Below are 26,186 nucleotides of genomic sequence, written 5' to 3'. Positions count from 1 at the left end.
AACCCCGCGCGCCGTTTCGTCGCCTGCACTACCGATGCTTCATTCCAGCACCTCGACCGACATGCCCAGCTCCAGCCGCCCACTGCCATCGACCGCCAGGTTCTGGCCGAACAGCACATCGCCTTCGCGCTCGCGGAAGGTCTTGAGCGTGGTCAACGGCTCGCGGTCGGCGCTGCGCTCGCCGGTATCCGGGTCGAGCGTGGTGAAGATGCAGCGAACACTGGGCTTGAGCACGCGCAGGGTCATGCCGCCGATGCGGATGCGCTTCCAGCGGTCTTCAGCGAAGGGCTCGGCACCTTCGACCACCAGGTTGGGACGAAAACGCAGCATCTGCATCGGCCGACCGATCCGCCGGTTGAGCTCATCGAGCGAGCCCTGGCCGATCAGCAATAAAGGAAAGCCGTCGGGAAACGCCGCACGGTCGCTGTTCAGCCCATAGCCACTGGGCAGGTAACGCGCACGCTGCTCGGGGCAATGCACCAGGCGCACCGCCTTGCCGAGCATCCGGCTGAGCCACTCGGCGGCCGCGTCCCCGGCATCAGGCACGCGCAGGGTGTCGCGCCAGATGGTCACGCCGCGCAGGTCGTCATCGGCGCCAGGCACCTCGACCGTCAGCGGCGCCTGCCCGGCGGTTTCCAGCAGCAGGCGGCCATCGTCGCCATGGCTGGCCTGCAGGCGGCCCAGTTGCGGCCAGGCGCGCTGGGTGAGAAAGCGCCCGCTGTCCTGCTCGACCACCATCCAGCGCCGATCACCCGCCAACCCCATGGCACCCACCGTCGATTCGACCAGGCTCTGCGCCTGGCCCGACTTCACCGGATACCGATACAACGCACTCAGAAACATCCCCGCCCGCCCTGTACCCGTCAAAACCCCAAGCTTATACCGCTCACGCGGCGCGCGCAGGCCTCAGACCGTGGCGTGATCGAGCGACAGGCGTTCGCGCACCACATCCACCAGCCGATCAGGCTGGAACTTGGAGAGGAAATTGTCGCAGCCGACCTTCTTCACCATCGATTCGTTGAAGCTGCCCGACAGCGAGGTGTGCAGCACCACGTACAGCCCGCGCAGGCGCGGGTCGTTGCGAATCTCGGTGGTCAGGCGGTAGCCGTCCATCTCGGGCATTTCGGCGTCGGTGAAGATCATCAGCAGTTTTTCGCAGACATCCTCGCCGGCGTCGGCCCAGCCCTTGAGCATGCGCAGGGCCTTGAGGCCGTCGCTGGCGACATGCAGCTTCACCCCCAGCTGCGACAAGGTATCGCGCAATTGCGCCAGGGCCACGCTGGAGTCGTCCACCAGCAGCACTTCACGGCCACGGGCACGGGCCAGCACCGGGTCCTCGAGCTTGTCACGCGAGACCTTGGCGCTGTATGGCACGATCTCGGCCAGCACCTTCTCCACGTCGATGATCTCGACCAGCTGTTCGTCTACCTTGGTGATCGCGGTCAGGTAGTGCTGACGGCCGGCGCTGGAGGGCGGCGGCATGATGGCTTCCCAGTTCATGTTGACGATGCGGTCGACGCCACCGACCAGGAAGGCCTGCACCGAACGGTTGTATTCGGTGACGATGATGGTGCTGTCGGGCCCCGGTTGCAGCGGCCGCATGCCGATTGCCTGGGACAGGTCGATCACCGGCAGGGTCTGGCCGCGCAGGTTGACCACGCCACAGACGAAGGCATGACGCTGCGGCATCAGGGTCAGCTTGGGCAATTGCAGGACTTCCTGCACCTTGAACACGTTGATCGCGAACAGCTGCCGGCCCGCCAGGCGGAACATCAGGATTTCCAGGCGGTTCTCACCCACCAATTGCGTGCGTTGGTCTACCGTGTCGAGAATGCCAGCCATTGCACAACCCCTGAGTCGGAAAAAGTGGATACGTCTGCCCTGTATCGGCACAATCGGCAGGAGCTTGACCCCTGAAGAAAAATGCTTTTTGGGTAATTGATATCACTTTACCATCATGCTTTACTGCTGCCACATCCCTCCCCGTGCGCTGTCCTGCGCATGCACATCCTCACCTGATAGCGCCTCAGGGAAACCCCTAGGAGCAATCGGGAGCAACCTGATATTCGCGATATCCATTAGCCATTAATGTGACGCCATTCTCACTGCATGAACGGAGTCAGGCTTTGTCAGCGAATATCTCGATGTGGCCAACCCCTGCTCCAGCCCAAGGTGTTGGAGCCTCATGATGAACCGGCCGCCCTTGAATACCGAGGCGCTGCAGGCGTTTCTCGAGGATGCCCAGGCACTGCTGGGGGCCTCGCAGGAATGCCTGCTGCACCTGGAACTGATCAGCGACGACGCCGATGCCTGCCAGTGCCTGGGGGAAAGCCTGACGACGCTGGCCGATCGTGCCGACGCCGCAGGCATCACCGAAGTCGCCCACTACGCCTGCAGCCTGCAGCACCTGCTGGAACCGGTCTGCCTGGGCCGCAACCTGCCCCGGGGTGCATTGCCGGCGCTGGCCGAATGCCTCACCCTGCTGGCCTGGCAACTGGAGCTGGTCGACCCGCAGACCGGGCACCTGAACCTGGACACCAGCGAGCAGCACCTGTTGCTGCTGACCCTGGCCGAGGCACTGGGGCAACCCCTGCCCCAGCGCTGCGCACGCTGCACGGAGCACGACCAGCACTGCATGCACCCGATCCTGCTGCAGGGCCAGCTCGGGCAGCGCCATCTGGCATTGCCGGGTAAAGATGGGTGATATGGCCGGCGACTGTCTGGCATCAAAGCCACAGCAACTAGCGAAGTTGTACAAGTTCTGTCTAGTTCATCGACATTCGCTACGCTAGTTGCATCCGGAAGTTCCTGCTCGCTGAAAAAATAATGGCTCATTGCCACGCAGGCAGGCCTTCCGCCCCCCGTCCAGCGCCCGGAAATACCTTGATTTCAGGCAACTAACCAGTCGGGACCAAACCAACTCGAAGTGATACCATGCGCGCAAGTGAACGGATGTCCAACAGTTATTCAGCGATTGCACCGGTGTTCGTTCTTGATTGAAAGGCAGGCTACACACGGCTCCGTAGAGAGATTCGCGACCTGCGTCGGCAATAATCCAGTGGCTTTCCTATCTATGCTCCCACGCTTGAAGATTCCCCTGCGTTGTCGCTCTCGCACCGCCTTGCTGCGGGGAGCGACCGTAGTGCTGTGCGTGGCATCGCTGCTGGCCAACCTGGTGCTCTATGTCCACGGGCAGCCGCTGCCCGCTGTGGCGTTGGCGCTGCAGATGCTTGCACTGCTCGGCGCCGGCTGGCACCTGCGGCGTCGGGCCAGGTCGATCAACCTGCTGCCGGCCGAACTCGCCGACCGCATGCTCAAGGTCCAGGAAAGCGAACGACAGCGCCTGAGCCGCGAACTGCATGACGATATCGGCCAACTGCTGACCGCCGCCAAGCTGCAGCTCGACTGGTTGCAGCGGCGAGTGCCGACGCCCCTCCAGGCGCATTGCGACACCCTGCGCAAGACCCTCGACGACACCCTCGGCAACGTGCGCGACGTCTCGGCCCTGCTCAACCCCCGGCAACTGGCCAGCCTGGGCCTGGAAGCGAGCCTGCGTGCACACTTGCTGCGCGCGCTGGAGAACAGCGAACTGCACTGGAGTCTGGAGTGCAATCAGCGCCTGGGCGGGATTTCCGAAGAAGTGACCATGGCGGCCTTTCGCATTACCCAGGAAGCCGTCACCAATGTGCTGCGCCATGCCAGGGCGCGCAACCTGCTGATCAGCCTGCAACGCACCCCCGCCGGCTTGCTGCTGACCATCCAGGACGATGGCCTGGGCTTCGTGCCGGCCAGCCGGCCTGGCGAGGCCGGGCAGCGCGGCATGGCCGGGATGCAGGAGCGCGCCACCGCCTTGCAGGGCAACCTGAGCGTGACCAGCCGACCGGGTGAAGGCACCCGTATCGAAGCCTTGTTCCCGTGGCCCGCACGCAGCCAGGAACGTGCCAGGACCCCCGCCACCGATGATTAGACTGCTGTTGATCGACGACCACTCGCTGATCCGGGCCGGCGTGCGCGCGCTGGTGTCCGACATTCCCGGCTATACCGTGGTGGGGGAAGCCGACGACGGTCATCATCTGCTGGAGATGGTCCAGCGCCTGAACCCGGACATCGTCCTGCTGGACATCTCCATGCGCTCGACCAATGGCCTGGATGCCCTGGCGCAATTGCGCGCAAACGGTTGCCTGTGCAAGGTGCTGATCCTGTCGATGCACACCGACCCCGAGCAGATCATGCGCGCGCTGGAAAGCGGCGCCCACGGCTACCTGCTCAAGGACACCACCGCCACCGAACTGGAACACGCACTGGCCGCACTGCGCAGCGGCGAACGCTACCTGAGCCCGGCCATCGCCCACACCGTGATCAACCAGGCGCTGCTGCGCGCCCAGAGCAGCAAGCAGCCCGGCGCCGACCGCCACAACCTCACGGCGAGGCAACTGGAAATCCTGCGCTTGATCGTGCGCGGCAAATCCACCCGCGAGATCGCAGCAGGCCTCGGGCTGTCGATCAAGACCGTGGAAACCCACCGCTCGCAGATCATGAAGCGCCTGCAGATCTACGACGTGGCAGGCCTGGTGCTGTTCGCCGTGCGCGAGAAGATCATCAGCCTGGACGACTGAGCAGCGGCGAGTCGTCTGGCAGGTGCACGCGCAAGGCGCCTGGCAGCGCCTCGAAACGCAGGCTGCCGGCCTTGAGCGGTTCACCGTCGAGGTTGATGTCCAGGCCCTCGGCCTCGGCAATCTCCACCCACGGCAGCCGCGCCCGCACGAACAGCTCTTCACCGCTCAGCAGGTCACGCAGCGTGCCGACCATACCCTCGGGCGCCGGCAGGATGGCAACCTCGAGCATGCCGTCGTCGGCCAGCGCCTGCGGGCACAGGACATGCCCGCCCCCGGCCTGGCGGCCATTGCCGATGGCCAGTGCCAGCAACTGCCCCTGCCAGTGGAAATCCGGCCCGCGCAGGGTCGCCGAGGCGGCCTGCAATTCACTGAAGCGCGACAGCCCGGTGAACAGGTAGGCGGCGCCACCCAGGACTTTCTTCAGGTCTTCGGAGGTGTTGGCGGTCACCTGGCTGCCGAAGCCTCCCGTGGCCATGTTGAGGAACATCTGCTCACCCACCCGCCCCAGGTCGACGCGCCGTGCGGGCACTTCGAGCAACGCCAGGGCAGCGGCCGGCTCCAGCGCCACCCCGGCAGCACGAGCAAAGTCGTTGGCCGTGCCCAGCGGCAGCAAGGCAAGACTGGCCTGGGCGCTGCTGTCGAGTTGCGCCATGGCTTCGGCAACATCGCGCAAGGTGCCATCGCCACCACCGGCCACCACCTGCGTGTAACCGGCCGCCAGCGCCTCCTCGACCAGGCGCCGGGCGTCGCCGCCCTCCCAGGTCAGGCGCACATCCAGGCTACGGCCACGCTCGCGCAACGCGTTGACGGCGCTGCGCACTTCTTCGTTCATCGCCTGCTTGCCATGCAGGATCAGCATTGCCTTGGGCCCGTGCATCCGAAATTCTCCGTAAAAGACGCCAACCCCAATCTCGACCATCGCCAGCGCCGGATTGCTGCATGCCGTCGGCAAATTCCGCCGGCGCCCTCATCCGCCAAATACTTGTCTACGCTTAAGAGACTCCCGCAACGCAGTCAGTTTCTTGACCCTTGTGCAGCCCTACCTGACAGGAGCGGTCATGCGTATTCTCTGGACTCTACCCTACCTGCCCTGGCCAACCACCAGCGGCAGCAAGACCCGCCAGTACCATTTGCTGCGCGAGCTGGCCCGTCGCGGCCACCGCATCACCCTGCTGGTGCAGTCCAAGGTGCCGTTGTCCGACCCTGCGCGCGAAGCACTCGAGCCGCTGCTCGAACGCCTGGTGGTGCTGCCCAGGCGGGCCGTGCACAGCCCGCTCAACCTGCTCGCCTCGCCGATCATCGACTACCCGATGCGGGCGATCATCAACGGCCTGGCGCCGTGCCTGCGCCACCGCTTCGAGCAGTTGCTGGACGAGCCCTGGGACGTGATCCAGATCGAGCACAGCTATGCCTTCCAGCCCTTCGAGAAAGCCCTGCAGAGCCGCGGCCTGCCCTACATGCTCAGCGAGCATACCCTCGAATCGGTGATGGGCGCCGCCTGCCACGACCGCCTGCCACTGTGGCTGCGCCCGCTCAATGCCTTCGACCGCTGGCGCTACCGGCGCTGGGAACAGCGCGTGCTGCGCCAGCCCAGCGAAGTGGTGGCGGTGAGCGCGCACGACGCCGAGCTGATCGGGCAGATCAGCGGACGGGCGGTGAACCTGGTGGTCAACGGCGTCGACTGCGACTACTACGCGCCCGTGCGTCCGGCCCTGCACAGCCAGCGCCTGCTGTTCGTCGGCAACTTCGAATACGGGGCCAACCTCGAAGCCATCGAGTGGGCCCTGGAAGACATCCTGCCGCAGGTCTGGCAGAGCAACCCGGCAGTGCGCCTGGCAATTGCCGGACACGCCCTGCCCGCCCACTGGAAGCTGCACTGGAACGATCCGCGTATCGAATGGCTCGGCTATCGTCCCGACCTGCGCGAGGTGCAACGGCGCTCGGCGCTGTTCTTCGCGCCACTGCGCTATGCCGGAGGGTCGAAGGTCAAGATTCTCGAGGCGATGGCCGCAGGCCTGCCGGTGATCACCACCGCCAAGGGCGCTTCAGGCCTGGCGGTGAACAACGGCGAGCACTACCTGGGCAGTGATGACGGCAGCCAACTGGCCTTGCTGCTTACCCAACTGCTCAACCAGCCGGGGCGCATGGCCCAGCTGGGAGAGGCCGGGCGCCAGTTTGCCCGGCAACGCCACGACTGGAGCGTCGCCGCCCAGCAACTGGAGACTGTGCACATGCGCCTGACCCAGCTGGCTCCGGCACAGGCCGGCCCACTGCACGGGATGCTAGCCAAGTAGCTCGCTGAACGGGATGAACGGCACGCAGTCGCCCAGGCTCACGGTGCTGCCTTCGCGCACCTCGACCAAGCCCTCGGCCCAGGCCGCGCTGCGCAGTACACCCGAGCTCTGGTTGCGGTAGATGCGCACCTTGCCGTCCTCGATCCGCGCCCGCAGGTACTCGCGGCGGTTGCCCGGCTTGGGCCAGTCGAAACCTGCCGGCACCTCGAAACGCAGCGGCGTGATGGCACTGACACCCAGGCGCCGCAGCAGGTAGGGCCGCGTCAGCAAGGCGAAGGTCACCAGCGTGGAAGCCGGGTTGCCCGGCAGGCCGATCACCGGCACGCCACGAAAATGCCCGCAGGTCAGCGGCTTGCCCGGCTTGATCGCCAGCTTCCACAGCGCCAGCTCGCCAGCCTCGCGCAGGGCCATGCCGAGGTAATCGGCCTCGCCCACCGAGACCCCGCCGGTGGACAGGATCAGGTCGACGTCACCCAGACCCGCCAGGCACTGGCGGGTCAGCGCCAGGTCATCGGCAAGAATGCCGGCATCGATCACCTCGCAGCCCATGCGCTGCAACCAGCTGACCAGCAGACGACGGTTGCTGTTGTAGATCTGCCCCGGACCCAGCGGCAGGCCCGGCTCGACCAGCTCGTCGCCGGTCGACAGCACCGCCACTCGCGCCCGGCGCCGCACCTGCAGGCGGCCATGCCCGAGCGTGGCGGCCAGGCCCAGCTCGATCGGGCCCAACTGCGTGCCGGCATTCATCACCTGCTCGCCAGCGCGGGTTTCCTGGCCTTGGGGGCGCACATTCTGTTGCGGCGCCAGGGCTTCGACAAAGCGCACGCGGCCATCGTCGAGCACCTCGGCGTTTTCCTGCATCTCGACGCAGTCGGCGCCTTCGGGCAGCGGCGCGCCAGTGAAGATCCGCGCGCAGGTACCAGGTTGCAGCGGTGCCGGAGCGTGACCGGCAAAGATGCGCTGGCTCACCGGCAGCGGTTCGCCCTGCCAGTCGGCAAGGCGCAGGGCGTAGCCGTCCATGGCGCTGTTCGGCCAGGGCGGCAGGTCGACGCTGGCGAACAGGTCCTGCGCCAGTACACGGCCTTCGGCATCGGCCAGCGCGACCTCTTCGGTGTCACTGATCGGCGCCGCCTCTGCCAGCGCCAGCAGGCGCTCCAGCGCTTCTTCCACCGGCATCAGGGGCCGGGCGGGTGCCGCCTCAACCACGGCTTTCACAGGGCTGCGCCTGCTTCAGGTGGGCGACGAAGTTGCAGGGACGATGACGGGCGTCGAGCTGCTCGGCGAGGATGCCGTCCCAGCCGGTGCGCACGGCGTTGGTCGAGCCAGGCAGGCAGCACACCAGGGTGCCGTTGGCCAGCCCGGCCAGGGCACGGGACTGCACGGTCGAGGTGCCGATATCCGGGACCGAGATCTGCCGGAACAGCTCGCCGAAGCCGTCGACCTGCTTGTCCAGCAGGCAGGCGACCGCCTCGGGCGTGCTGTCACGGCCGGTGAAGCCGGTACCACCGGTGATCAGCACCACCTGCACGCGCTCGTCGGCGATCCAGGTCGCCACCTGGGCGCGGATCTTGTACAGGTCGTCCTTGAGCAGCACCCGCTCGGCCAGGTGATGGCCCGCGGCGCTGAGCCGATCGACGAACATCTGCCCGGAGGTGTCGTTGTCGAAGGTGCGGGTGTCGCTGACCGTCAGCACGGCGATGTTCAAGGGAACGAAGGGGGTATCTGCCTTGGCTTTCATGGGAGTCCGTCGCAGGGAAAGAATGCGCCAGTTATATCACAGGGCAGCCTTGTTCTTGGTCAATGCCCGCAGATTGCCGCTATGCTCGACTGTGCGAGGAACTTTGCAAGGACGCCTCGCGTCATAACGTAATCAAGCACCATCGCACTGGAGAAACACGATGATTCAACGGACCCTTCCCGCCTTCCTGCTCGCCCTGGGCCTGGCCACCCTCGCCGGTTGTGCTTCGCCGACCGTCATCACCCTGAACGACGGTCGCGAGATCCAGGCCGTGGACAAGCCTTCCTATGACGAAGACTCCGGCTTCTATGAATTCGAACAGCTCGACGGCAAGCGCACGCGCATCAACAAGGACCAGATCCGCACCGTGAAAGAGCTCTGATCGGCACCGGGTTTTGAGCAAACGCCCTTTTAACAACAAGGGCTTGCGTTCAAAAATACGATGCAGTAGGATTTTCGAAATCGGAGTGTAGCGCAGCCAGGTAGCGCGTCTCGTTCGGGACGAGAAGGCCGCAGGTTCGAATCCTGTCTCTCCGACCAGATCCTTCGTGAAAGCCCGCCAAGTGCGGGCTTTTTCGTGCCTGTCCGTCAGCCCTCGGCCACCGTGAACTGCAGCGCCGCCAGGCGCGCATACAGTGGGTTTTCCTCGATCAGTTGCCGATGCGTCCCGACCGCCACCACCTTCCCCTGGTCGATCACGGCAATGCGATCGGCGTGCTGCACGGTCGCCAGGCGGTGGGCGATCACCAGCGTGGTACGTCCGGCCATCAACTGCGGCAAGGCCTGCTGGATCAAGTGCTCGCTCTGTGCATCGAGCGCGCTGGTGGCCTCGTCCAGCAACAACACCGGCGCATCCACCAGCAGTGCGCGGGCAATTGCCAGGCGCTGGCGCTGGCCGCCAGACAGGCCGATACCGCCCTCGCCCAGTGACGTCTGGTAGCCCTGGGGCAGTTGCTGGATGAACTCATGGGCATGCGCGCTGCGCGCCGCCGCCTCGACCTGCGCTGCGCTCGCCTGGGGCCGGCCATAGCGGATGTTGGCCTCGACGGTGCCGCGAAACAGCGCTGGATTCTGCGCCACCAGGGCGAACTGGCGCCGCAGCTCGTCCGGGTCCAGCGTCATGATCGGCTGACCATCCAGCACGATGCTGCCCGACTGCGGGTCGTGAAAGCGCAGCAGCAGGTCGAACAGGGTCGACTTGCCGGCCCCCGACGGCCCCACCAGCGCCACCGTCTGCCCAGGCTCGATGACCAGGCTGAGGCCATCGATGGCCGCCACGCTCGGGCGCGACGGGTAGGCGAAACGCACTTCGCGCAATTCGATGCGGCCGCTGGCCCGCCCGGCCGGCAGCACCGAAGGCTGCGACGGCGGCACGATCACACTGCTCGCCGCCAGCAGCTCGGCGATGCGCTCGGCCGCGCCGGCAGCGCGCTGCAGCTCGCCGATCACCTCGCTGAGGGTGCCGACGGCACTGCCGACGATCAGGCTGTAGAACACGAAGGCGGCCAGTTCGCCACCGGAGATGCGCCCGGCGATCACGTCCATGCCACCGACCCAGAGCATCACCGCCACCGCGCCCAGCACCAGGACGATGACCACGGTGATCAGCCAGGCGCGCTGGGCGATGCGTCGCCGTGCCACATCGAAGGCCGCTTCCACGGTCCCGGCAAACAGCTGGCGATCATGGGCCTGATGGTTGTAGGCCTGCACCGTCTTGATCTGCCCGAGGGTTTCGGCGACATAGCTGCCGACATCGGCGACCCGGTCCTGGCTCTGGCGCGACAGGCTGCGCACCCGGCGCCCGAACAGCAGGATCGGTGACAGCACCAGCGGCAGGGCCAGCACCACGATGCTGGTCAGCTTGGGGTTGGTGACGAACAGCAATATCACCCCGCCCAGCACCATCAGTGCATTGCGCAGGAACATCGACAGCGACGAGCCGATCACCGATTGCAGCAGCGTGGTGTCGGCGGTCAGCCGCGACTGGATTTCCGAGCTGCGGTTATCTTCGAAGAACCCCGGATGCAGGCCGACCAGATGATCGAACACCGCACGCCGGATATCGGCGACGCAACGCTCGCCGATCCACGACACCAGGTAGAAGCGGCTGAAGGTGCCCACCGCCAGGGCCAACACCAGGACCATGAACAGCCCGATCGTCTGGTTGAGCTGGTGCGCCGAGCCGGTCATGAAGCCCTGATCCACAAGCAGGCGGATGCCCTGCCCCATCGACAGGGTAATGGCTGCGGTGACGATCAGCGCCAGCAGGGCGAGCAGTGCCTGACGGCGGTAGGGGCGGACGAACTGCCAAGCCAGGCGCAGGGCGCGGCGTTGACGGGAGGAAAGCGGCTCGGACATGGCGCGGACCAAAAGGCAGGGAGTCTGCAGACTACCACTCATCCACGGCAGCGGAACTCCTTGCGCCGTGAAGGGATCGCATTGCGGGTGGGGCCAGTGGCTATAGCGTATCGGTCTAACCTGTCACTGGAGCTTTACCGCGCTTTCTGTTGGACTGTAGTTGTCGTGATGCCACAGGAGCTGTCACAGGGCAGTCACGGCAAAGGTCTACCCTGAGCTTGCAACCTGAAGAGGAGACAGGAAATGAGCTTGCAACATACCAGCGACACCGTGAAGAACGTGCAGAAATCGAACGCCCAGGTGTGCGGTTCGATCATCGACGCCCAAGGCCGCGAGATTCCGATCACCGAGCAGATGATCCAGCAGGCCTGCGAAAACCTCGAGAAAAGTCGGGTCGAGAAAGCCCGCAAAGGCTGACCAGCCAGCGAATTCCTTACAGCCCGGCGCATGCGCCGGGCTTTTCATTTCTTCAGAACAATCATTTGTTTTTTTGTACACGAAATATGCGCTAAAGATTTGCCGGGACTAGGCCGAAACAGGATAAATAGCATATGGCCACCATCTGGATGGGCGTGCCATCGCTTTTCACTCCCACGAATGGTTCGTCCCGATGAAGATAAAAAATAAGCTGGTGCTTGCGTTCGTCCTGGTGGCTTTCATCCCGGTAGCCCTTGTCGGTGTGATTTCCGTCCTGAACATTCGCGCCGAGGCAGTCGACCAGTTCCTCGACGGCAGCACCCGCGAGATTCGCCAGATCGACGGCAACATGCGCCAGTTCTTCGATGGCACCTTGCAAAACGTAGAACAAATGGCCACCGATCCTGTATACACCTCGGTGAGTACACTCAAGGACTATACCGCCGCCGACGCCGCCAGCCACCCGCTGCCCGCCGCCACGCAGCAGGTCATCGACGCCTTCGCCCGCTACGGCGCAACGCATCCGGCAGCGGCCATCATCTCCATCGGCCTTGAAGACGGCACCTACGCCAAATGGCCGGACGATCCGAAACTGGCCAGCTACGATCCACGCACCCGCCCCTGGTACAAGGCGGCCATGGCCACGCCCGGCAAGACCGTGCGCACCGCCGCCTACTACTACGACAAGGACGATGTCGCATTGGTCGGCACCGCGCGCACACTCGCCGATGGCGCAGGCAAAGCCAAGGGTGTATTCGTGGTCAGCGTGTCGCTGAAGAATCTCACCGAACTGGTCAAGAGCATCAAGCTGGGCAAGAGCGGCTACGTGATGCTGATCGAGAACGGCACCGTACTGGTCGACCCGCGCGATGCCAGCCATGGCTTCAAGCAACTCAAGGACCTTGGCGAACCCTATGCGCAACTGGCCGCCACCGAGCAAGGCTCCACCGAGGTGGTGATCGACGGCGTGCGCTACATGGCCAACGTCTGGACTTCGCCCGACCTGGGCTGGCGCTTCGTCGGCCTGATCGAATACAGCGAGGTGATGGGCGCCGCCACCCACATGACCTACCTCACGGCAATCATCGTGCTGGTACTGGCGCTGGTTTTCGCCCTGGTCGCAGCAGCCTTCTCGCGGGTCATCGTCAAACCCATCGGCCAGGTCAGTACCGGCCTGCAGCAGATCGCCCAGGGCGAAGGCGACCTACGCCAGGACCTGGTGATCCAGGGCAAGGACGAGACCGCCGAGCTCGCCGGCTGGTTCAACAAGTTCCTCGCCGCGATCCGCCAGCTCATCCAGCACATCGGCGCGGCCTCCGGCAACCTGCACGAGGCCTCGCGGGCCAACAGCGAGCTGGCCGGCAACATGAACGAAGCCGCCGGGCGCCAGCGTGAAGCCGTGGAGTTGGTGTCCACCGCCTTCAACGAGATGGTGGCCACGGCCAACGAGGTGGCGCGCTCCTGCAGCAGCGCCGCGAACGCCGCGGAAAACGGCCACCGCCGCGTCGCCGAAGGCAAGCAGCAGATCGAGCTGACCACCGACAACGTCAACCGCCTGGGCAGCCGCCTGAGCGAGTCGTCGCAGGCGATGGTCGAGCTCGAGGAAGGCAGCCGCAACATCAACCAGATCCTCGGCACCATCCGCGCCATCGCCGAGCAGACCAACCTGCTGGCACTGAACGCGGCCATCGAGGCCGCCCGCGCCGGCGACCAGGGCCGCGGCTTTGCGGTGGTTGCCGACGAGGTGCGGGCGCTGGCCAAACGCACCGCTGATTCCACCGGTGAGATCGACCAGTTGCTGAACAGCCTCGGCAACAAGACCCAGGAAGTGTCGCAGAAGATGGAGAGCTGCCTGGACCTGTCACGGGCCAGCGTGTCGTCGATCGAGAATGCCCGCGACAGCTTCGAGGGGATCCAGCTGTCGGTGAACGAGATCCGCGACCAGAACCTGCAGATCTCGGCGGCCGCCGAGGAGCAGCACAGCGTCGCCGAGGAGATCAACCGGCATATCCAGCAGATCTACGACGAGGCGCGACTGGTCGAAGGCCTGGCCAGTTCGGCGCAGTCGGACTCGGGCAGGCTCTCGCAGCTCTCGGAAGAGCTGAACGGGCTGGTCGGACGCTTCAAGTCCTGAGCCTGCTGGTGGGCGCAACTGTCTCGTTCAAGGTCCAGAGGTCAGCCCACGACCACACGCTCCTCGACACACAGGGGCGTGGCCTGGGCGTAGACGACACTGGTCAGCGCGCCGACCACGCCCATGATCAGGCAGAACCCTACGCACACCCAGGGGCTCCACGGCATCAGGGCAATCAGTGCCAGCGGCGTGGTGCTGGCCCACAGCGCATAAGCCACGTTGTAGGTGAAGGAGATTCCCGACACGCGGATCTGTGCCGGGAACAACCCGACCATCACCGACGGCACCACCCCCACCACGCCACAGGATAACCCGGCCACGGCGTAGGCCGCCCAGATCCAGCCCCACTGCCCGACCAGGCTTGCGTACAGCGCGCCGATGCCCAGCGGCAGCACCAGGCTGTAGACCGTCAGTGCCCGCCAGGCACCGATGCGGTCGACCAGCAGCCCGGCCAGCACGCAACCGATGTTCAGGAACACGATCCCCACGCTGCTCAGGGCAAAGGTACGTCCGGCATCGATACCGAAGCGCTGCTGCATCACTGTCGGGGTGATGACCACCAGCACCACCACCGCCGAGGTCAGCACGCAGGTCAGCAGCGCTGCGGGAATCAGTGAGCGCCGGTGCTCGGCCAGGACGGTGCGCAGCGGGAAGGCTACCGGCCTGGCCTGACGCTCGCGCAAGGCGAGGAACACCGGGGTCTCGCTCAGCCAGCGACGCAACCAGACGCCGAACACGCCGAACACGCCACCAAGCACGAAGGGGTAGCGCCAGGCGAAATCGAGGATTTCCTGCGGGCTGTAGAGCCGCGCCAACAGGGTCGCGACCAGCGCCCCGAGCAGGTAGCCGAAGGTCAGCCCTGCCTGCAGGAAGCCCAGCGCATAGCCGCGCCGCCCGGGCGGTGCGTGCTCGGCGACGAAGGTCCAGGCGCTCGGTACCTCGCCCCCCACCGCCGCCCCCTGCAGGATGCGCAAGGCCAGCAGCAGCAACGGCGCGGCGTAGCCGATGTCGGCGTAGGTCGGCATCACGCCGATCAGCAGGCACGGCAAGGCCATCATCAGGATGCTCAGGCTGAATACCCGCTTGCGCCCCAGGTGATCGGCGAAGTGGGCCATGAGGATACCGCCCAGCGGACGCGCCAGGTAGCCGGTGACGAAGATCCCGAAACTCTGCAGCAGGCGCAGCCATTCCGGCATCTGCGGCGGGAAGAACAGCTGGCTCAGGGTCAGGGCGAAGAACACGAAGATGATGAAGTCGTAGATCTCCAGCGCACCACCCAGGGCTGCCAGGCCCAGGGTTCGGTGGTCGCCGCGGCTGAAACGGGGCGCGCGGGCGGTATCGATGGCAGTCATTTCCGGGGTCCACAGATCGGCAAAGGGCAAGAGGATAGCAAATGCCGCCGGGTCTCAGCTGGAACGGCTGAAGGCGTTGTGCGAGAACCCCGCACGCCGCCAGGGATAACCCGCGCCACCCGACAACCCGGCTGGCAAGGCGACCTGCCCGAGCAACTGCGGGGTGTCGATGATCGCCATGAACGACTGCAGTGCCTCGCTGTCAGGCACCCGGGGCAGGTTCACCGCCACTGCCTGGCGCTCGCTCTGGGCGATAGTGGGGACCTTCAGGTGCTGGGAGTGATACAGCAGCACATGCTGGATCTGCGGGCTGACCCGACAGAACCGCGCCAGGTCGACGCCGGCATGGCTGCCCAGTTCGATATTGCCCACCAGCAGCTGGAAGGGTTGCAACGCGCTCTGTACCAGGCGCTGCAGGTCGTCGAAGTGCTCCACCGGAGCGATCCGGTAATAGCCCAGGCCATTGAGCAGGCGCTCCAGTTGCAGGCGCTGGCCGGGGTGCTCGTCGGCGATGAGGATGCGCATGGACTTGTTCGGCATGGTCCGGACCCTGGCAGCAAGGGGTGAGAGACACTTCCTGGCCTTACTGCGCCCGTGGGGGCAATGACGGGTCTCTTTGTTGATAGTTGCCGGGAACCGGCGATAAATCAAGGCGGCCCTCAGGGAATTTTCACCCCTGTTTCACCGGCTTTTCACTGCTCCCATTGGCGCATGCGCAAGCGGCAGTGCTTCATGGCATTGACGATGTGCTTCTCCACCACGCTCTGGGACACCCCCAGGCGCTCGGCGATCTGCGGATGCGACAGGCCCTCGAGCTTGCGCAGCAGGAAACTCTCGCGGCATGGCGGACTCAGTTCCTCCAGCGCGCGCCGGACCATGTCCAGACGCTGATCCAGGTGCAGCAACTGCGAAGGCGCCGGGCTGTGCCAGCGCTCGTCGCTGTCGAGCACTTCCAGCGGTTCGCACTGGCGTACCTGCTGGCGGCGGTGGCGGTCGATCACCAGGTTCAGCGCCGTGCGATAGAGAAAGGAGCGTGGCCGTTCGATAGGCGGCTGCTCGCCGCGCTCGAGCAGGCGCAGGCAGGCATCATGGGCGACATCCTCCGCCGCGTGCCGGCTGCCCAGGCGCGAGGAGAGAAAGCTCACCAGTTCGCGATAGTAGTGTTCCACCACGGCCCCTTGCCCCTGCCTCAGGCACTGTCGATGCAGTCGAGAATGCGCATCAGTGATATCAGCGTGTCATCTTACAAATTACAACCATTCTCAGCAACATGGCCCTGACCCCGCGCTAAATCCGCTCTTGCTGCGTTCGTCTAACTGTGACCTCCGTGCGTGCCTTCGACAGGCCCGACACGCCTCCCCATCCCTGGCTGGAAGTCTGCATGAGACGTACATCCACACTCCGCCGCCGCGTCGTTCTCGGCGGCCTGGGCCTGCTCGCAGCGGGCAGCCTGCTGGCCTGGAAGGCCCTGCCCTTCGGCACCCTCCCGGTCAGTACCGTGCAAGTCACCCGCGCCGACATCGAAAGCAGCGTCACCGCCCTGGGCACCCTGCAGCCTCGTCGCTACGTGGATGTCGGCGCGCAGGCCTCCGGGCAGATCCGCAAGCTGCACGTCGAAGCCGGCGACGAGGTGCACAAGGGCCAGTTGCTGGTGGAGATCGACCCCTCCACCCAGCAGGCCCGGCTGGACGCCGGTCGCTACTCGATCGAGAACCTCAAGGCCCAGCTTGCCGAACAGCGCGCCCAGTACCTGCTGGCCCAGCAGCAACTCAAGCGCCAGCGTGACCTGGCCAGCGCCGGCGCCACCCGCGAGGAAGACGTGCAGCAGGCCCAGGCCCAGCTCAAGGTGACCCAGGCCCGCATCGACATGTACCAGGCGCAGATTCTCCAGGCACAGGCCAGCCTGCGCAGCGACGAGGCGGAACTGGGCTACACGCGGATCTACGCGCCGATGGACGGCACCGTGGTGGCCGTCGACGCCCGCGAGGGCCAGACCCTCAACGCCCAGCAGCAGACCCCGTTGATCCTGCGCATCGCGCGCCTGTCGCCGATGACCGTCTGGGCGCAGGTTTCCGAAGCCGACATCGGCCAGGTCAAGCCCGGCATGAGCGCCTACTTCACCACGCTGGCCGGCGGCAAGCGCCGCTGGACCAGCACCGTGCGCCAGATCCTGCCGATCCCGCCCAAGCCGCTGGACCAGACCAGCCAGGGCGGTGGCAGCCCGGCCAGTGCCAGCAGCGGTACCACTGGCAGCAAGGTGGTGCAGTACACCGTGCTGCTGGACGTGGACAACCCTGATGGCGCGCTGATGGCCGAGATGACCACCCAGGTGTTCTTCGTTGCCGGCAGCGCCAGCCAGGTGCTCACTGCACCGCTCGCGGCGCTGGACGACGCCCCCAGCGACGGCCTGCGCCTGGCCCAGGTGCTGACCCGCGACGGCAAGGTCGAGCAGCGCCAGGTGCGCACCGGCCTGAGTGATCGCCTGCGGGTGCAGATCCTCGACGGCCTGAGCGAAGGCGAGCAACTGGTCATCGGCGCACCACGCGCCAGCGGAGGCTGAATGAACGCACCGCTGATCGAGCTCGACGACATCCACAAGGTCTACGGCGGTATCGATTCGCCCGAGGTCCAGGTGCTGCGTGGCATCAGCCTGAGCATCCAGCCCGGCGAATTCGTCGCCATCGTCGGCGCTTCCGGCTCCGGCAAGTCCACCCTGATGAACATCCTCGGCTGCCTCGACCGCCCCTCCCGGGGCAGCTACCGCTTCGCCGGCCGTGACGTCGCCGAACTCGACACCGACGAACTGGCCTGGCTGCGCCGCGAGGCCTTCGGCTTCGTGTTCCAGGGGTATCACCTGATCCCCTCGGGCTCGGCCCAGGAGAACGTCGAAATGCCGGCGATCTACGCCGGCACGCCCGCTGCCGAACGCCACGCCCGCGCCGCCGCGTTGCTCGAGCGCCTGGGCCTGGCCAGCCGCACCGGCAACCGCCCGCACCAGCTGTCCGGCGGCCAGCAGCAGCGGGTGTCGATCGCCCGTGCGTTGATGAACGGCGGCCACATCATTCTCGCCGACGAACCGACCGGCGCCCTCGACAGCCACAGCGGCGCCGAGGTCATGACCCTGCTCGACGAGCTGGCCAACCAGGGCCATGTGATCATCCTCATCACCCACGACCGCGAAGTGGCGGCGCGTGCGCGGCGAGTCATCGAGATCCGCGACGGCGAGATCATCAGCGATTCAGCGGCCGAACAACCCCCGGCCAAGCCCGCCCCCGGGCTGCAGGCCGACGACCTGCGCCAGCGCCTGGACCGCGGTGCCAGCCTGCGTGGTGCCTGGAAAGGCGAACTGGTCGAATCGCTGCAGGCAGCCTGGCGGGTGATGTGGATCAACCGCTTCCGTACCGCCCTGACCCTGCTCGGCATCGTCATCGGCGTGGCCTCGGTGGTGGTGATGCTGGCGGTGGGCGAAGGCAGCAAACGCCAGGTGATGGCGCAGATGGCCGCCTTCGGCTCGAACATCCTCTACCTCAGCGCCAAGCACGCCACCTCCCGCGAAGCCGCCGGCCTGGTGACCCTCGACGACGTCGCCGCCATTGCCGGGCTGCCCCAGGTGCAACGGATCATGCCGGTGATCGGCGGCGAACTGATGGTGCGCCACGGCAACAACAACCAGTCGTTCTACGTGGGCGGCAACAACACCGAGTTTCCGCACATCCTCAACTGGCCAGTGGTCGAGGGCAGCATGTTCACTGCAGCCGACGAGCGCAGCGGCGCGGCCGTGGCGGTGATCGGCCAGAAGGTCAGGGAAAAGCTCCTGGCCCCCGGCAGCAACCCGCTGGGGCAGTACGTGCTGATCGAGAACGTGCCCTTCCAGGTGGTCGGCCTGCTCGCCGCCAAGGGCGCCAGCTCCGGCAACCAGGACAGCGACGAGCGCATCGTGGTGCCCTACTCCGCGGCCTCCACGCGCCTGTTCGGCAAGCACGACCCGGAGTACGTGATCATCACCGCCAAGGATTCCAGCAGGGTCTCGGAAACCGAAGCGGCGATCGCCCACCTGATGCGCAAGCGGCACCAGGGCAAGGAGGATTTCGACCTGACCAACGATGCCGCACTGATCCAGGCCGAGGCGCGCACCCAGAACAGCCTGTCGCTGATGCTCGGCGCGATCGCCGCGATCTCGCTGCTGGTCGGCGGCATCGGGGTGATGAACATCATGCTCATGACCGTGCGCGAACGCACCCGCGAGATCGGCATCCGCATGGCCACCGGCGCACGCCAGCGCGACATCCTGCGCCAGTTCCTCACCGAGGCGGTGATGCTGTCGATGGTCGGTGGCGTGACCGGCATCGCCCTGGCGCTGAGCATCGGCGGCGGCCTGCTGCTGGCCGATATCGCCGTGGCCTTCGCCCTGCCAGCCATCCTCGGCGCCTTCGCCTGCGCCGTGATCACCGGTGTCGTGTTCGGCTTCATGCCGGCGCGCAAAGCCGCCCGACTCGACCCGGTCAAAGCCCTTACCAGCGTGTAGCCCATGACATTGCCAAGCCGCATCAGCCTGCTGACCCTGAGCCTCTGCCTCGCCGCCTGCAACAGCACACCCCCACCGCAGGCCGACATCACCCCTCCGCCGGCCTGGCAAGGCGCCGGCGACACCACCCGGGCGCTGCCGGACAGCGCCTGGTGGAAAGCCTTCTCCAGCGCCGAACTGGACCGCCTGATCGAACGCGCGCGCAGCAACAGCCACGACCTGGCCGCCGCCACCGCGCGCGTACGCCAGGCCCAGGCCAGCGCCGTGATTGCCGGAGCGCCGTTGCTGCCGGAAGTGCAACTGGGCGTGGACGGCAGCCGTCAGCGCCTGCTGCGCGGCGACGGCAACGACCAGCTCGACGCGACCAGCAGCGAGCGCACCAGCACGGCGTTCGCCACGCGCCTGAGCGCCAGCTACGAACTCGATTTCTGGGGCGGCCTGCGTGCCGCCCGCGACAGCGCGCAGCGCAACCTGCAGGCCAGCCGCTTCGACCGCCAGACGGTCGAACTGACCCTGTTCAGCGCCGTCGCCGACAGCTACCTGCAGGGCCTGACCCTGGAAGAACAGTTGCGCATCGCCCGCCTCAATCTGGACAACGCACGCAGCGTATTGCGCCTGGTCGAAGCGCGGCAGACTTCAGGCTCGGCGACGCGCCTGGAGCTGGCCCAGCAACGCAGCCTGGTCGCCGCCCAGGAACGTCAGCTGCCGCTGCTGGAGCAACAATGGCAGGATAACCGCGTCACCCTCGCCACCTTGCTCGGCGACCCGGTGCAGACGCTGCGCACCGGCCAGGAGTCGATCTCCGGGCTGCGCTGGCCGGGCATCGGCAGCGGTGTCCCCAGCGAACTGCTGAGCCGCCGCCCCGACATTGCCGCCGCCGAGGCCCGCCTGGCGGCGGCCAGCGCCGACGTGCAGGTGGCCCGCGCCGCCATGTTGCCACGAGTGGTGCTGGGCGCCGACCTGGGCAGCGGCGCACGAACCTTCAGCCACGTGCTCGACAGCCCGTTCTACACCCTCACCACCGCCCTCACCGCGCCGATTTTCGACCGCGGCCGACGCGGTGCCGAGCGTGACAGGGCCAAGGCGCGCGAGGAGGAGTTGCTGGAGGATTACCGCACGCAGATCGTGGCCGGCTTTGCCGACGTGGAAAAAGCCCTGAACGCGATCAATGGCGTCGACCGCCAGCGCCAGTGGCAGGATGAGGAAGTCGAGCAGGCGCGCATCGCCTTCGACCTCGCCCAGCAGCGCTACGCCTCAGGTGCCGAGACCCTGCTGACGGTGCTGGAGACCCAGCGCACCCTGTACCTGGCCGAAGACCAGCAGGCGCAGTTGCGCCTGGCCAGGCTGCAGGGCAGCGTGGCGCTGTACAAGGCATTGGGCGGGGGGTGGAGGCTTTGAGCAGAAACCGTCGGAACCCGTAGCGCCTTTCGCGGGCAAGCCCGCCCCCACAGCTGAACCCAGCCTTCAGGGTTGGCGAGGATCCTGTGGGAGCGGGTTCACCCGCGAAAAGCGCGACGCGGTGTCGCTCAGGAAAGAATATTCTTCATCGACAGGTTGCGTGCATACCAGGGCCGACGTGGCACGCGCCGCAGCAGGTCGGCAATGCCGCCTTCCTCGCCGAAGGTGATCCGCAGCGCAAGCTTCATCACCTCGACATCCATCTCCACCGTCTTGCCCGGACGCATGCCGGGGGTGGTGCTGCAACCGTGGGTGTCCGGCCCCAGCCAGGGGTCGGCGACTTCCACCCATGGGCCCGGCGCGAACCATTTCACGCCATTGACCTCCAGGCGTCGTACCTGGCCGGGGTGATAGCGCTCGTGGGCGCGGTACCAGTCCTCGATGCGGTCGTCGATCCAGCCATGGAACCCCCAGAACACCGGGTGTACGTGCGAGGAAAACGGGTCGCCGAGAAAATCGTTCTCGCGCCCGAACCAGCGCCCGGCGAAGTCCGAGGGCTCGCGGGCAAAGGGCACCGGCGCACCATTCGACGGGTCGCGCGGCACCGACGCCCAGCACATGTGCAGCCAGTCGTGCAGGTTCATCTCCACTTCCGAACCAAAGGCGCCCAGGCTCAGCTTCGACAGGTACTGCGGGTCCTGGTACTGCGATTCCCAGACCTGGAAATTGCTGCAGAAGGTCTCGCCGGCCTTGATCGCCGAGACCCACTGGCCATAGTCCTCGTCATCCGCTGCCTGCCAGGGCGGCGGCACACAGCAGCCGTCATGGTTGTCGAAATAGCGGGCAAAGCCCTGGCGGTCGTATTCGACATTGGGCTGGGGCAGCGGGAAGTGCTGCCAGGACGGCAGCTCCTGCAGCCCGCGCGCGGTACCGAGCATGTGCCGGTGCATGAACAGAAAGTCCACGCCCGAGCCATTGCGGTGCTTGCGCGGCCCCCGGGCATCGCGCTCGTGATCGCGCGGCCCGGGTTGCCAGCCAAGGCCGCGCAGGGCATTGCGCTTGTCTTCGGGGATCTTGTGCCACTGGTCGCGGGTCGCGTGCCAGAGCTGGTGGAACAGGCGGTGCTCGGGGCTGATGACCCAGGCCTGCATCGCAGGAGTGTAGGGCAGGCGCTCGCGGGCTTCCGGGAACAGGCGCTTGACCGCGACGAAACGGCTGTCCTGCACCGGCAGGGTCAGCGGGCGATCCAGACGCTGCAGGCGCCCGCTCAGGGTGCCGCTGCCGGCGTTGGCGAACTCGCCCCAGACCTCGTCCAGGCTGGCCACGCACTCGTAGGTCGGTCGGCCATCCTGGCCAATCAGGCGCCAGCGCACCTGGGCCGACGAGGCGCCGACCAGATCGCCCAGCACCCGATAGGCGACCGGGCCATCACCGCGCAGGCGCTCGCCGGTATCGACGAAGCCACGCAGGCCACGGCCCTTGGTAGCGATGTCGAAGAACACTTCGACACCGTCATGCGCCAGGCCCTCCAGGCCGCCATCGACCCCGTCGAAACGGATATCCCAGACGCCGCGCAACTGGTCGGCGAGCAACTGCCCGGCAAGGTCGGCAAGCTCGACGCTGGCCTCGCCCGGGGTGACGATATCGTCTTCAGGGTCGTGGGTCAGTTCCTTGTGCGCATAGTAGGCGGCGGTACCCGCGGCCCCCGCCACTGCCAGGCCTGCGATGAATCCTCGTCGGGAAATGGTCATTGCGCCTCTATTCCGTTCCAGCCGTGCTGCGGCCTCTATCCAAGCTAGAACGTACGCTGCCGGGCAAAATTTACCGCTGCTAATTCAGCGTTGACGACGCTCGTTCCTTCACAAGACCCCCTGCCGACAGAGGCTGCCGATGACCTCCCTGCTCTCGCGCCTGATCCGCCCGAACCGGGCCAGCGCCTACCGCCTGTTCGATGTCGAACTCAAGGCCATGATGCCCCTGAGCCCTTCGCTGTGCCGCTTCGTCTTCACCGGCGACGACATCGCGCAGATGACCACGGTCGGGCCTGACCAGCGCATCAAGCTGTTCTTCCCCTCCCCCGACGGACAGCCGCCGCAACTGCCCCGGCACGACAAATGGCAGCAGGCGCGCCGCGACCTGCCGCCGCAACAGACGCCGCCCATGCGCACCTACACCCTGCGCGCCCTGCGCCGCGAGCAGCGGGAGGTGGATGTGGACTTCGTCCTGCATGGCCTCAACGGCCCCGCTTCGACCTGGGCCACCCAGGCCCGGCCAGGCGATCGGCTGCAGATGGTGGCGCCGAACCTGGCCTACGGCGGCGACCATGGCGGCTATGAATGGAACCCGCCGCGCGGGGTACGACAGATCCTGCTGGTCGGCGACGAAACCGCCCTGCCGGCAATCACCGGAGTGCTCGAACAGCTGGCCGACAACCGCCCGCACCTGACGGTCGAAGCGTTCATCGAAGTGCCCCTGGAGCTCGACTGCCTGGACCTGCGCCACGGCCCGGCCACCCGGCTGCACTGGCTGCCGCGCGACCTGCTCGGCTGCGAGCATGGCCAGGGCATGCTGCATGCGGTGCGCGAGCTGGCCACGCTGCCGAGCGCGACGACCGGCAAGACCGGCAGGCTCGAGGAGATCGACGTCGACCAGCGTATTCTCTGGGAACTCGCCAGCGACAAGGCCGGAGACTTCCACGCCTGGATCGCCGGTGAGTCGGCCACGGTGATGGAGATCCGCCGCCACCTGATCAAGGACCGCGGGCTGGCCCGCGACAGCCTGACGCTGATGGGTTACTGGCGCGCCGGTCGCTCGCTGGAATAACCCCCGGGCATCTGCGAGGGGCAGGCTCGCCCCTCGCCTCCAACACCGAAACCGCTGTCGCACATCTGTAAATCGATGTCATGACAGCCGATTCCGCCGCAACCCTGCCCTCAACGACCGAATCCGGCCCCCGCCGCCTGCACAAACGACACAAAAAATCCCTCTGTCTCGCGCATCCTGAGCCCGACTCCCGAGTCACGGACAGACCTGCGCATTGCACCGTCCTGCAATCAATAACAACATCAGGGACCTCACCTATGCTCTCCATGCGAAAACGCTTCGGCGTCCTGCTGCTCTCGCTGTGTGCCACTGCCGTCCAGGCCAGGGAATGGACCGAAATCCGCTTCGGCGTCTTTCCCGAATACCCACCTTTCGAGTCCGTCGCGGCCGACGGCAGCCTGCAGGGCTTCGACATCGAGCTGGGCAACGCCATCTGCGCCAAGTTGCAGGTCAAGTGCACCTGGGTGCACAACGAGTTCGACGGCATGATCCCGGCACTGCGGGCGCGCAAGTTCGACGCCATCATGTCGTCGATGGCGGTCACCCCGGCACGCCTGAAGCAGATCGACTTCACCAACCGCCTGTTCCTCAGCCCCACCGCAGTGGTGGTGCGCAAGTCCGCCGACTTCGGCGACCGCCCCGAATCGCTCAAGGGCAAGCAGGTCGGGGTGCTGCAGGGCTCGCTGCAGGAGGCCTACGCCCGCGCCGTGCTGACGCCGCTGGGTGCGCAGGTCAAGGCCTACCAGTCGCAGGACCAGAACTACGCCGACCTGCAGAACGGCCGACTCGACGCCACCGTCACCGACCGCCTCGAGGCACAGCTGAACTTCCTCTCCAGGCCTGAAGGCGCCGACTTCAAGAGTGGCCCGGCGATCAAGGACCCGAGCCTGCCGCTGGACATCGCCATGGGCCTGCGCAAGACCGACCCGGAGCTCAAGGTCCTGCTCGACAAGGGCATCGCGGCGATCCACGCCGATGGCACCTACGCCGAAATCCAGAAGAAGTACGTGGGCGACCTGGACATCTACAACGAGTGATCGACGCGGTCGGCGCTGCCAGCAGAGCCCGGCGCCGACCCGACGACCCCCAAGCATCCCGTCGCACGAGACCCCTCCCATGAACGACTTGCTCTCCCTGCAAGGCTTCGGCCCGCTGCTGGCCCAAGGCACCTGGATGACCCTGAAGCTGGCCTTCCTGTCGTTGCTGCTCAGCCTGCTGCTCGGCCTGCTCGGCGCCAGCGCCAAGCTGTCGCGCTCCAGGCTGCTGCGCATCCCGGCAACCCTCTACACCACGTTGATCCGCAGCGTCCCGGACCTGGTGCTGATCCTGCTGCTGTTCTACAGCATGCAGATCTGGCTCAACGACTTCACCGAAGCCCTGGGCTGGGACTACGTTGAAATCGACCCGTTCGGTGCCGGCGTACTCACCCTGGGCTTCATCTACGGCGCGTACTTCACCGAGAACTTTCGCGGCGCCATTCTCAGCGTGCCGGCTGGCCAGCTGGAGGCGGCTACCGCCTATGGCCTGAGCCGCGCCCAGCGTTTTCGCCTGGTGCTGTTCCCGCAACTGATGCGCTTCGCCCTGCCGGGCCTGGGCAACAACTGGTTGGTGCTGCTCAAGTCCACTGCGCTGGTGTCGATCATCGGCCTTGCCGACCTGGTCAAGGCGGCGCAGAACGCCGGCAAGACCACCAACGACATGCTGTTCTTCCTGTGCCTGGCCGGGCTGGTCTACCTGCTCATCACCAGCCTTTCCAACCGTCTGCTCAGGCACCTCGAGCGGCGCTACAACACCGGTGTACGAGGGCTGGCGCAATGATCGACCTTCTCGAGCAATACGGCATCGCCTACCTGTACCACGATGGCAGCGGCCTGTCGGGCCTGGCCATGACCCTGTGGCTGTTCCTGGCCAGCATGGTCCTGGGCTTGCTGCTCTCGCTGCCCCTGGCCCTGGCCCGGGTCTCGCGCCGCGCCTGGCTGCGCCTGCCGGTGCAGTTGTACACCTTCGTGTTCCGCGGCACACCGCTCTATATCCAGTTGCTGATCTGCTACACCGGCCTCTACAGCCTGGAAGTGGTGCGCGAGCACGCGCTGCTCGACCAGTTTTTCCGCAACGCGCTCAACTGCACCCTGCTGGCGTTCGTGCTCAACACCTGCGCCTACACCGTGGAAATCTTCGCCGGGGCGATCCGCAACCTGCCGGCCGGCGAGCTCGAGGCAGCCCAGGCCTATGGTCTGCGCAGCTGGAAGCTGAACCTGTTCCTGGTCCTGCCGGCCGCCCTGCGCCGCGCGCTGCCGGCCTACAGCAACGAACTGATCCTGATGCTGCATGCCACCTCGCTGGCCTTCACCGCAACCGTCGCCGACATCCTCAAGGTGGCGCGCGACGCCAACGCTGCGACCTTCCTCACCTTCCAGGCCTTCGGCGTGGCTGCGCTGCTGTACATGCTGCTGTCCTTCGCCCTGGTCGGCCTGTTCCGACTCGCCGAGCGCCGCTGGATGCGCTTCCTTGATCCCGTACGAGGCTGATCC

24 protein-coding genes and 1 tRNA gene are annotated in these 26,186 nt (G+C 66.2%); 15 read left to right on the top strand and 10 right to left on the bottom strand.

All coding sequences use genetic code 11. From position 1 onward, the window contains the following. Positions 1-39 precede the first annotated feature (39 nt). On the bottom strand, positions 40-843 hold the full coding sequence (locus AC1TXO_RS09465; RefSeq protein WP_486406059.1) for an MOSC domain-containing protein: 804 nt from the start codon (positions 841-843) through the stop codon (positions 40-42). 63 nt (positions 844-906) lie between these two features. Then, positions 907-1,842: a chemotaxis protein CheV gene (locus AC1TXO_RS09460; RefSeq protein ID WP_486406058.1), complete on the bottom strand. Its 936-nt coding sequence runs from the start codon at positions 1,840-1,842 to the stop codon at positions 907-909. 343 nt (positions 1,843-2,185) lie between these two features. Here AC1TXO_RS09460 and AC1TXO_RS09455 point away from each other — a divergent pair, with 343 nt between their 5' ends. The 3 genes from AC1TXO_RS09455 to AC1TXO_RS09445 all read left to right on the top strand — a co-directional run bounded on the left by AC1TXO_RS09455 (position 2,186) and on the right by AC1TXO_RS09445 (position 4,616). Next, on the top strand, positions 2,186-2,704 hold the full coding sequence (locus AC1TXO_RS09455; RefSeq protein ID WP_486406057.1) for a histidine kinase: 519 nt from the start codon (positions 2,186-2,188) through the stop codon (positions 2,702-2,704). A gap of 369 nt (positions 2,705-3,073) precedes the next feature. Beyond that, positions 3,074-3,967, top strand: a complete 894-nt coding sequence (locus AC1TXO_RS09450; protein WP_486406056.1) for a sensor histidine kinase — start codon at positions 3,074-3,076, stop codon at positions 3,965-3,967. Further along, entirely contained in the window at positions 3,960-4,616 is a 657-nt protein-coding gene (locus tag AC1TXO_RS09445) for a response regulator (RefSeq protein WP_486406055.1), read from the top strand. Before AC1TXO_RS09450 ends, AC1TXO_RS09445 begins: the two co-directional genes overlap by 8 nt. Here AC1TXO_RS09445 and yegS read toward each other — a convergent pair. Further along, positions 4,600-5,493 carry a lipid kinase YegS gene (gene yegS / locus AC1TXO_RS09440; protein WP_486406054.1) on the bottom strand — a complete coding sequence of 298 codons (894 nt, stop codon included), beginning with the start codon at positions 5,491-5,493 and terminating at the stop codon, positions 4,600-4,602. The genes AC1TXO_RS09445 and yegS overlap by 17 nt on opposite strands. 181 nt (positions 5,494-5,674) lie before the next feature. Here yegS and AC1TXO_RS09435 point away from each other — a divergent pair, with 181 nt between their 5' ends. Then, entirely contained in the window at positions 5,675-6,910 is a 1,236-nt protein-coding gene (locus AC1TXO_RS09435) for a glycosyltransferase family 4 protein (protein WP_486406053.1), read from the top strand. On the opposite strand, the gene AC1TXO_RS09430 is transcribed toward AC1TXO_RS09435, so the two are convergent. Together AC1TXO_RS09430 and moaB are read right to left on the bottom strand one after the other, a co-directional pair. After that, on the bottom strand, positions 6,899-8,086 hold the full coding sequence (locus tag AC1TXO_RS09430; protein WP_486406820.1) for a molybdopterin molybdotransferase MoeA: 1,188 nt from the start codon (positions 8,084-8,086) through the stop codon (positions 6,899-6,901). The genes AC1TXO_RS09435 and AC1TXO_RS09430 overlap by 12 nt on opposite strands. 22 nt (positions 8,087-8,108) lie before the next feature. After that, the gene (moaB, locus tag AC1TXO_RS09425) at positions 8,109-8,648 is read right to left on the bottom strand and encodes a molybdenum cofactor biosynthesis protein B (RefSeq protein WP_486406052.1); all 540 of its coding nucleotides are present in this window, start codon (positions 8,646-8,648) and stop codon (positions 8,109-8,111) included. Positions 8,649-8,808: 160 nt separating this feature from the next. Here moaB and AC1TXO_RS09420 point away from each other — a divergent pair, with 160 nt between their 5' ends. Further along, positions 8,809-9,030 (top strand): YgdI/YgdR family lipoprotein, encoded by a 222-nt coding sequence (locus AC1TXO_RS09420; protein ID WP_486406051.1) that lies wholly within the window; start codon positions 8,809-8,811, stop codon positions 9,028-9,030. Between the two features lie 81 nt (positions 9,031-9,111). Further along, a tRNA-Pro gene (locus AC1TXO_RS09415) sits at positions 9,112-9,188 on the top strand. 48 nt (positions 9,189-9,236) lie between these two features. Here the strand turns inward: AC1TXO_RS09415 and AC1TXO_RS09410 are convergent. Further along, complete coding sequence (locus AC1TXO_RS09410) at positions 9,237-11,006, bottom strand: ABC transporter transmembrane domain-containing protein (RefSeq protein ID WP_486406050.1); 1,770 nt, start codon at positions 11,004-11,006, stop codon at positions 9,237-9,239. A 243-nt stretch (positions 11,007-11,249) separates the two neighbouring features. Here AC1TXO_RS09410 and AC1TXO_RS09405 point away from each other — a divergent pair, with 243 nt between their 5' ends. Both AC1TXO_RS09405 and AC1TXO_RS09400 read left to right on the top strand, forming a co-directional pair. Continuing rightward, on the top strand, positions 11,250-11,423 hold the full coding sequence (locus tag AC1TXO_RS09405) for a PA1571 family protein (RefSeq protein ID WP_486406049.1): 174 nt from the start codon (positions 11,250-11,252) through the stop codon (positions 11,421-11,423). A gap of 193 nt (positions 11,424-11,616) precedes the next feature. After that, complete coding sequence (locus tag AC1TXO_RS09400; protein WP_486406048.1) at positions 11,617-13,557, top strand: methyl-accepting chemotaxis protein; 1,941 nt, start codon at positions 11,617-11,619, stop codon at positions 13,555-13,557. 41 nt (positions 13,558-13,598) lie between these two features. On the opposite strand, the gene AC1TXO_RS09395 is transcribed toward AC1TXO_RS09400, so the two are convergent. The 3 genes from AC1TXO_RS09395 to AC1TXO_RS09385 form a co-directional block, all read right to left on the bottom strand. Beyond that, positions 13,599-14,909 (bottom strand): MFS transporter, encoded by a 1,311-nt coding sequence (locus AC1TXO_RS09395; RefSeq protein WP_486406047.1) that lies wholly within the window; start codon positions 14,907-14,909, stop codon positions 13,599-13,601. A 54-nt stretch (positions 14,910-14,963) separates the two neighbouring features. Then, a complete protein-coding gene (locus AC1TXO_RS09390) occupies positions 14,964-15,449 on the bottom strand; it encodes a histidine kinase (protein WP_486406046.1) in 486 nt (161 codons plus the stop codon). A 152-nt stretch (positions 15,450-15,601) separates the two neighbouring features. Continuing rightward, positions 15,602-16,078, bottom strand: coding sequence for a sigma-70 family RNA polymerase sigma factor (locus tag AC1TXO_RS09385; RefSeq protein ID WP_486406045.1), 477 nt, complete (start codon positions 16,076-16,078; stop codon positions 15,602-15,604). A gap of 212 nt (positions 16,079-16,290) precedes the next feature. Between AC1TXO_RS09385 and AC1TXO_RS09380 the strand changes: the two genes are divergently transcribed. Genes AC1TXO_RS09380 through AC1TXO_RS09370 form a run of 3 tightly spaced genes read left to right on the top strand, consistent with a single transcriptional unit; the run spans position 16,291 to position 20,832 of the window. After that, on the top strand, positions 16,291-17,469 hold the full coding sequence (locus AC1TXO_RS09380; protein WP_486406044.1) for an efflux RND transporter periplasmic adaptor subunit: 1,179 nt from the start codon (positions 16,291-16,293) through the stop codon (positions 17,467-17,469). Then, positions 17,470-19,434 (top strand): MacB family efflux pump subunit, encoded by a 1,965-nt coding sequence (locus AC1TXO_RS09375; protein WP_486406043.1) that lies wholly within the window; start codon positions 17,470-17,472, stop codon positions 19,432-19,434. It abuts the gene before it with no gap. A gap of 3 nt (positions 19,435-19,437) precedes the next feature. Further along, on the top strand, positions 19,438-20,832 hold the full coding sequence (locus AC1TXO_RS09370; protein WP_486406042.1) for an efflux transporter outer membrane subunit: 1,395 nt from the start codon (positions 19,438-19,440) through the stop codon (positions 20,830-20,832). Between the two features lie 128 nt (positions 20,833-20,960). On the opposite strand, the gene pvdP is transcribed toward AC1TXO_RS09370, so the two are convergent. Continuing rightward, positions 20,961-22,583 (bottom strand): pyoverdine maturation tyrosinase PvdP, encoded by a 1,623-nt coding sequence (gene pvdP, locus AC1TXO_RS09365; protein ID WP_486406041.1) that lies wholly within the window; start codon positions 22,581-22,583, stop codon positions 20,961-20,963. Between the two features lie 139 nt (positions 22,584-22,722). On the opposite strand from pvdP, the gene AC1TXO_RS09360 reads away from it, so the two are divergent. From AC1TXO_RS09360 to hisM, 4 genes are all read left to right on the top strand, one after another. Then, positions 22,723-23,655 carry a siderophore-interacting protein gene (locus AC1TXO_RS09360; RefSeq protein ID WP_486406040.1) on the top strand — a complete coding sequence of 311 codons (933 nt, stop codon included), beginning with the start codon at positions 22,723-22,725 and terminating at the stop codon, positions 23,653-23,655. A 257-nt stretch (positions 23,656-23,912) separates the two neighbouring features. After that, positions 23,913-24,692, top strand: a complete 780-nt coding sequence (locus AC1TXO_RS09355) for an ABC transporter substrate-binding protein (RefSeq protein WP_486406039.1) — start codon at positions 23,913-23,915, stop codon at positions 24,690-24,692. Positions 24,693-24,771: 79 nt separating this feature from the next. Next, the gene (locus AC1TXO_RS09350; RefSeq protein WP_486406038.1) at positions 24,772-25,473 is read left to right on the top strand and encodes an ABC transporter permease; all 702 of its coding nucleotides are present in this window, start codon (positions 24,772-24,774) and stop codon (positions 25,471-25,473) included. After that, entirely contained in the window at positions 25,470-26,183 is a 714-nt protein-coding gene (gene hisM / locus AC1TXO_RS09345) for a histidine ABC transporter permease HisM (RefSeq protein WP_486406037.1), read from the top strand. Before AC1TXO_RS09350 ends, hisM begins: the two co-directional genes overlap by 4 nt. Positions 26,184-26,186 lie beyond the last annotated feature (3 nt).

This window comes from Pseudomonas sp. FA117 (assembly GCF_057370475.1).
Note: the sequence above shows the minus strand (reverse complement) of the source record. Positions and strands in the feature narration are given on the sequence as shown.

Excerpts from the sequence above, each read along its gene's own strand:
- AC1TXO_RS09465 (WP_486406059.1), bottom strand. The coding sequence starts at position 843 with ATGTTTCTGAGTGCGTTGTATCGGTATCCGGTGAAGTCGGGCCAGGCG.
- AC1TXO_RS09460 (WP_486406058.1), bottom strand. The coding sequence starts at position 1,842 with ATGGCTGGCATTCTCGACACGGTAGACCAACGCACGCAATTGGTGGGT.
- AC1TXO_RS09455 (WP_486406057.1), top strand. The coding sequence starts at position 2,186 with ATGATGAACCGGCCGCCCTTGAATACCGAGGCGCTGCAGGCGTTTCTC.
- AC1TXO_RS09450 (WP_486406056.1), top strand. The coding sequence starts at position 3,074 with ATGCTCCCACGCTTGAAGATTCCCCTGCGTTGTCGCTCTCGCACCGCC.
- AC1TXO_RS09445 (WP_486406055.1), top strand. The coding sequence starts at position 3,960 with ATGATTAGACTGCTGTTGATCGACGACCACTCGCTGATCCGGGCCGGC.
- yegS (WP_486406054.1), bottom strand. The coding sequence starts at position 5,493 with ATGCACGGGCCCAAGGCAATGCTGATCCTGCATGGCAAGCAGGCGATG.
- AC1TXO_RS09435 (WP_486406053.1), top strand. The coding sequence starts at position 5,675 with ATGCGTATTCTCTGGACTCTACCCTACCTGCCCTGGCCAACCACCAGC.
- AC1TXO_RS09430 (WP_486406820.1), bottom strand. The coding sequence starts at position 8,086 with ATGCCGGTGGAAGAAGCGCTGGAGCGCCTGCTGGCGCTGGCAGAGGCG.
- moaB (WP_486406052.1), bottom strand. The coding sequence starts at position 8,648 with ATGAAAGCCAAGGCAGATACCCCCTTCGTTCCCTTGAACATCGCCGTG.
- AC1TXO_RS09420 (WP_486406051.1), top strand. The coding sequence starts at position 8,809 with ATGATTCAACGGACCCTTCCCGCCTTCCTGCTCGCCCTGGGCCTGGCC.
- AC1TXO_RS09410 (WP_486406050.1), bottom strand. The coding sequence starts at position 11,006 with ATGTCCGAGCCGCTTTCCTCCCGTCAACGCCGCGCCCTGCGCCTGGCT.
- AC1TXO_RS09405 (WP_486406049.1), top strand. The coding sequence starts at position 11,250 with ATGAGCTTGCAACATACCAGCGACACCGTGAAGAACGTGCAGAAATCG.
- AC1TXO_RS09400 (WP_486406048.1), top strand. The coding sequence starts at position 11,617 with ATGAAGATAAAAAATAAGCTGGTGCTTGCGTTCGTCCTGGTGGCTTTC.
- AC1TXO_RS09395 (WP_486406047.1), bottom strand. The coding sequence starts at position 14,909 with ATGACTGCCATCGATACCGCCCGCGCGCCCCGTTTCAGCCGCGGCGAC.
- AC1TXO_RS09390 (WP_486406046.1), bottom strand. The coding sequence starts at position 15,449 with ATGCCGAACAAGTCCATGCGCATCCTCATCGCCGACGAGCACCCCGGC.
- AC1TXO_RS09380 (WP_486406044.1), top strand. The coding sequence starts at position 16,291 with ATGAGACGTACATCCACACTCCGCCGCCGCGTCGTTCTCGGCGGCCTG.
- AC1TXO_RS09375 (WP_486406043.1), top strand. The coding sequence starts at position 17,470 with ATGAACGCACCGCTGATCGAGCTCGACGACATCCACAAGGTCTACGGC.
- AC1TXO_RS09370 (WP_486406042.1), top strand. The coding sequence starts at position 19,438 with ATGACATTGCCAAGCCGCATCAGCCTGCTGACCCTGAGCCTCTGCCTC.
- pvdP (WP_486406041.1), bottom strand. The coding sequence starts at position 22,583 with ATGACCATTTCCCGACGAGGATTCATCGCAGGCCTGGCAGTGGCGGGG.
- AC1TXO_RS09360 (WP_486406040.1), top strand. The coding sequence starts at position 22,723 with ATGACCTCCCTGCTCTCGCGCCTGATCCGCCCGAACCGGGCCAGCGCC.
- AC1TXO_RS09355 (WP_486406039.1), top strand. The coding sequence starts at position 23,913 with ATGCTCTCCATGCGAAAACGCTTCGGCGTCCTGCTGCTCTCGCTGTGT.
- AC1TXO_RS09350 (WP_486406038.1), top strand. The coding sequence starts at position 24,772 with ATGAACGACTTGCTCTCCCTGCAAGGCTTCGGCCCGCTGCTGGCCCAA.
- hisM (WP_486406037.1), top strand. The coding sequence starts at position 25,470 with ATGATCGACCTTCTCGAGCAATACGGCATCGCCTACCTGTACCACGAT.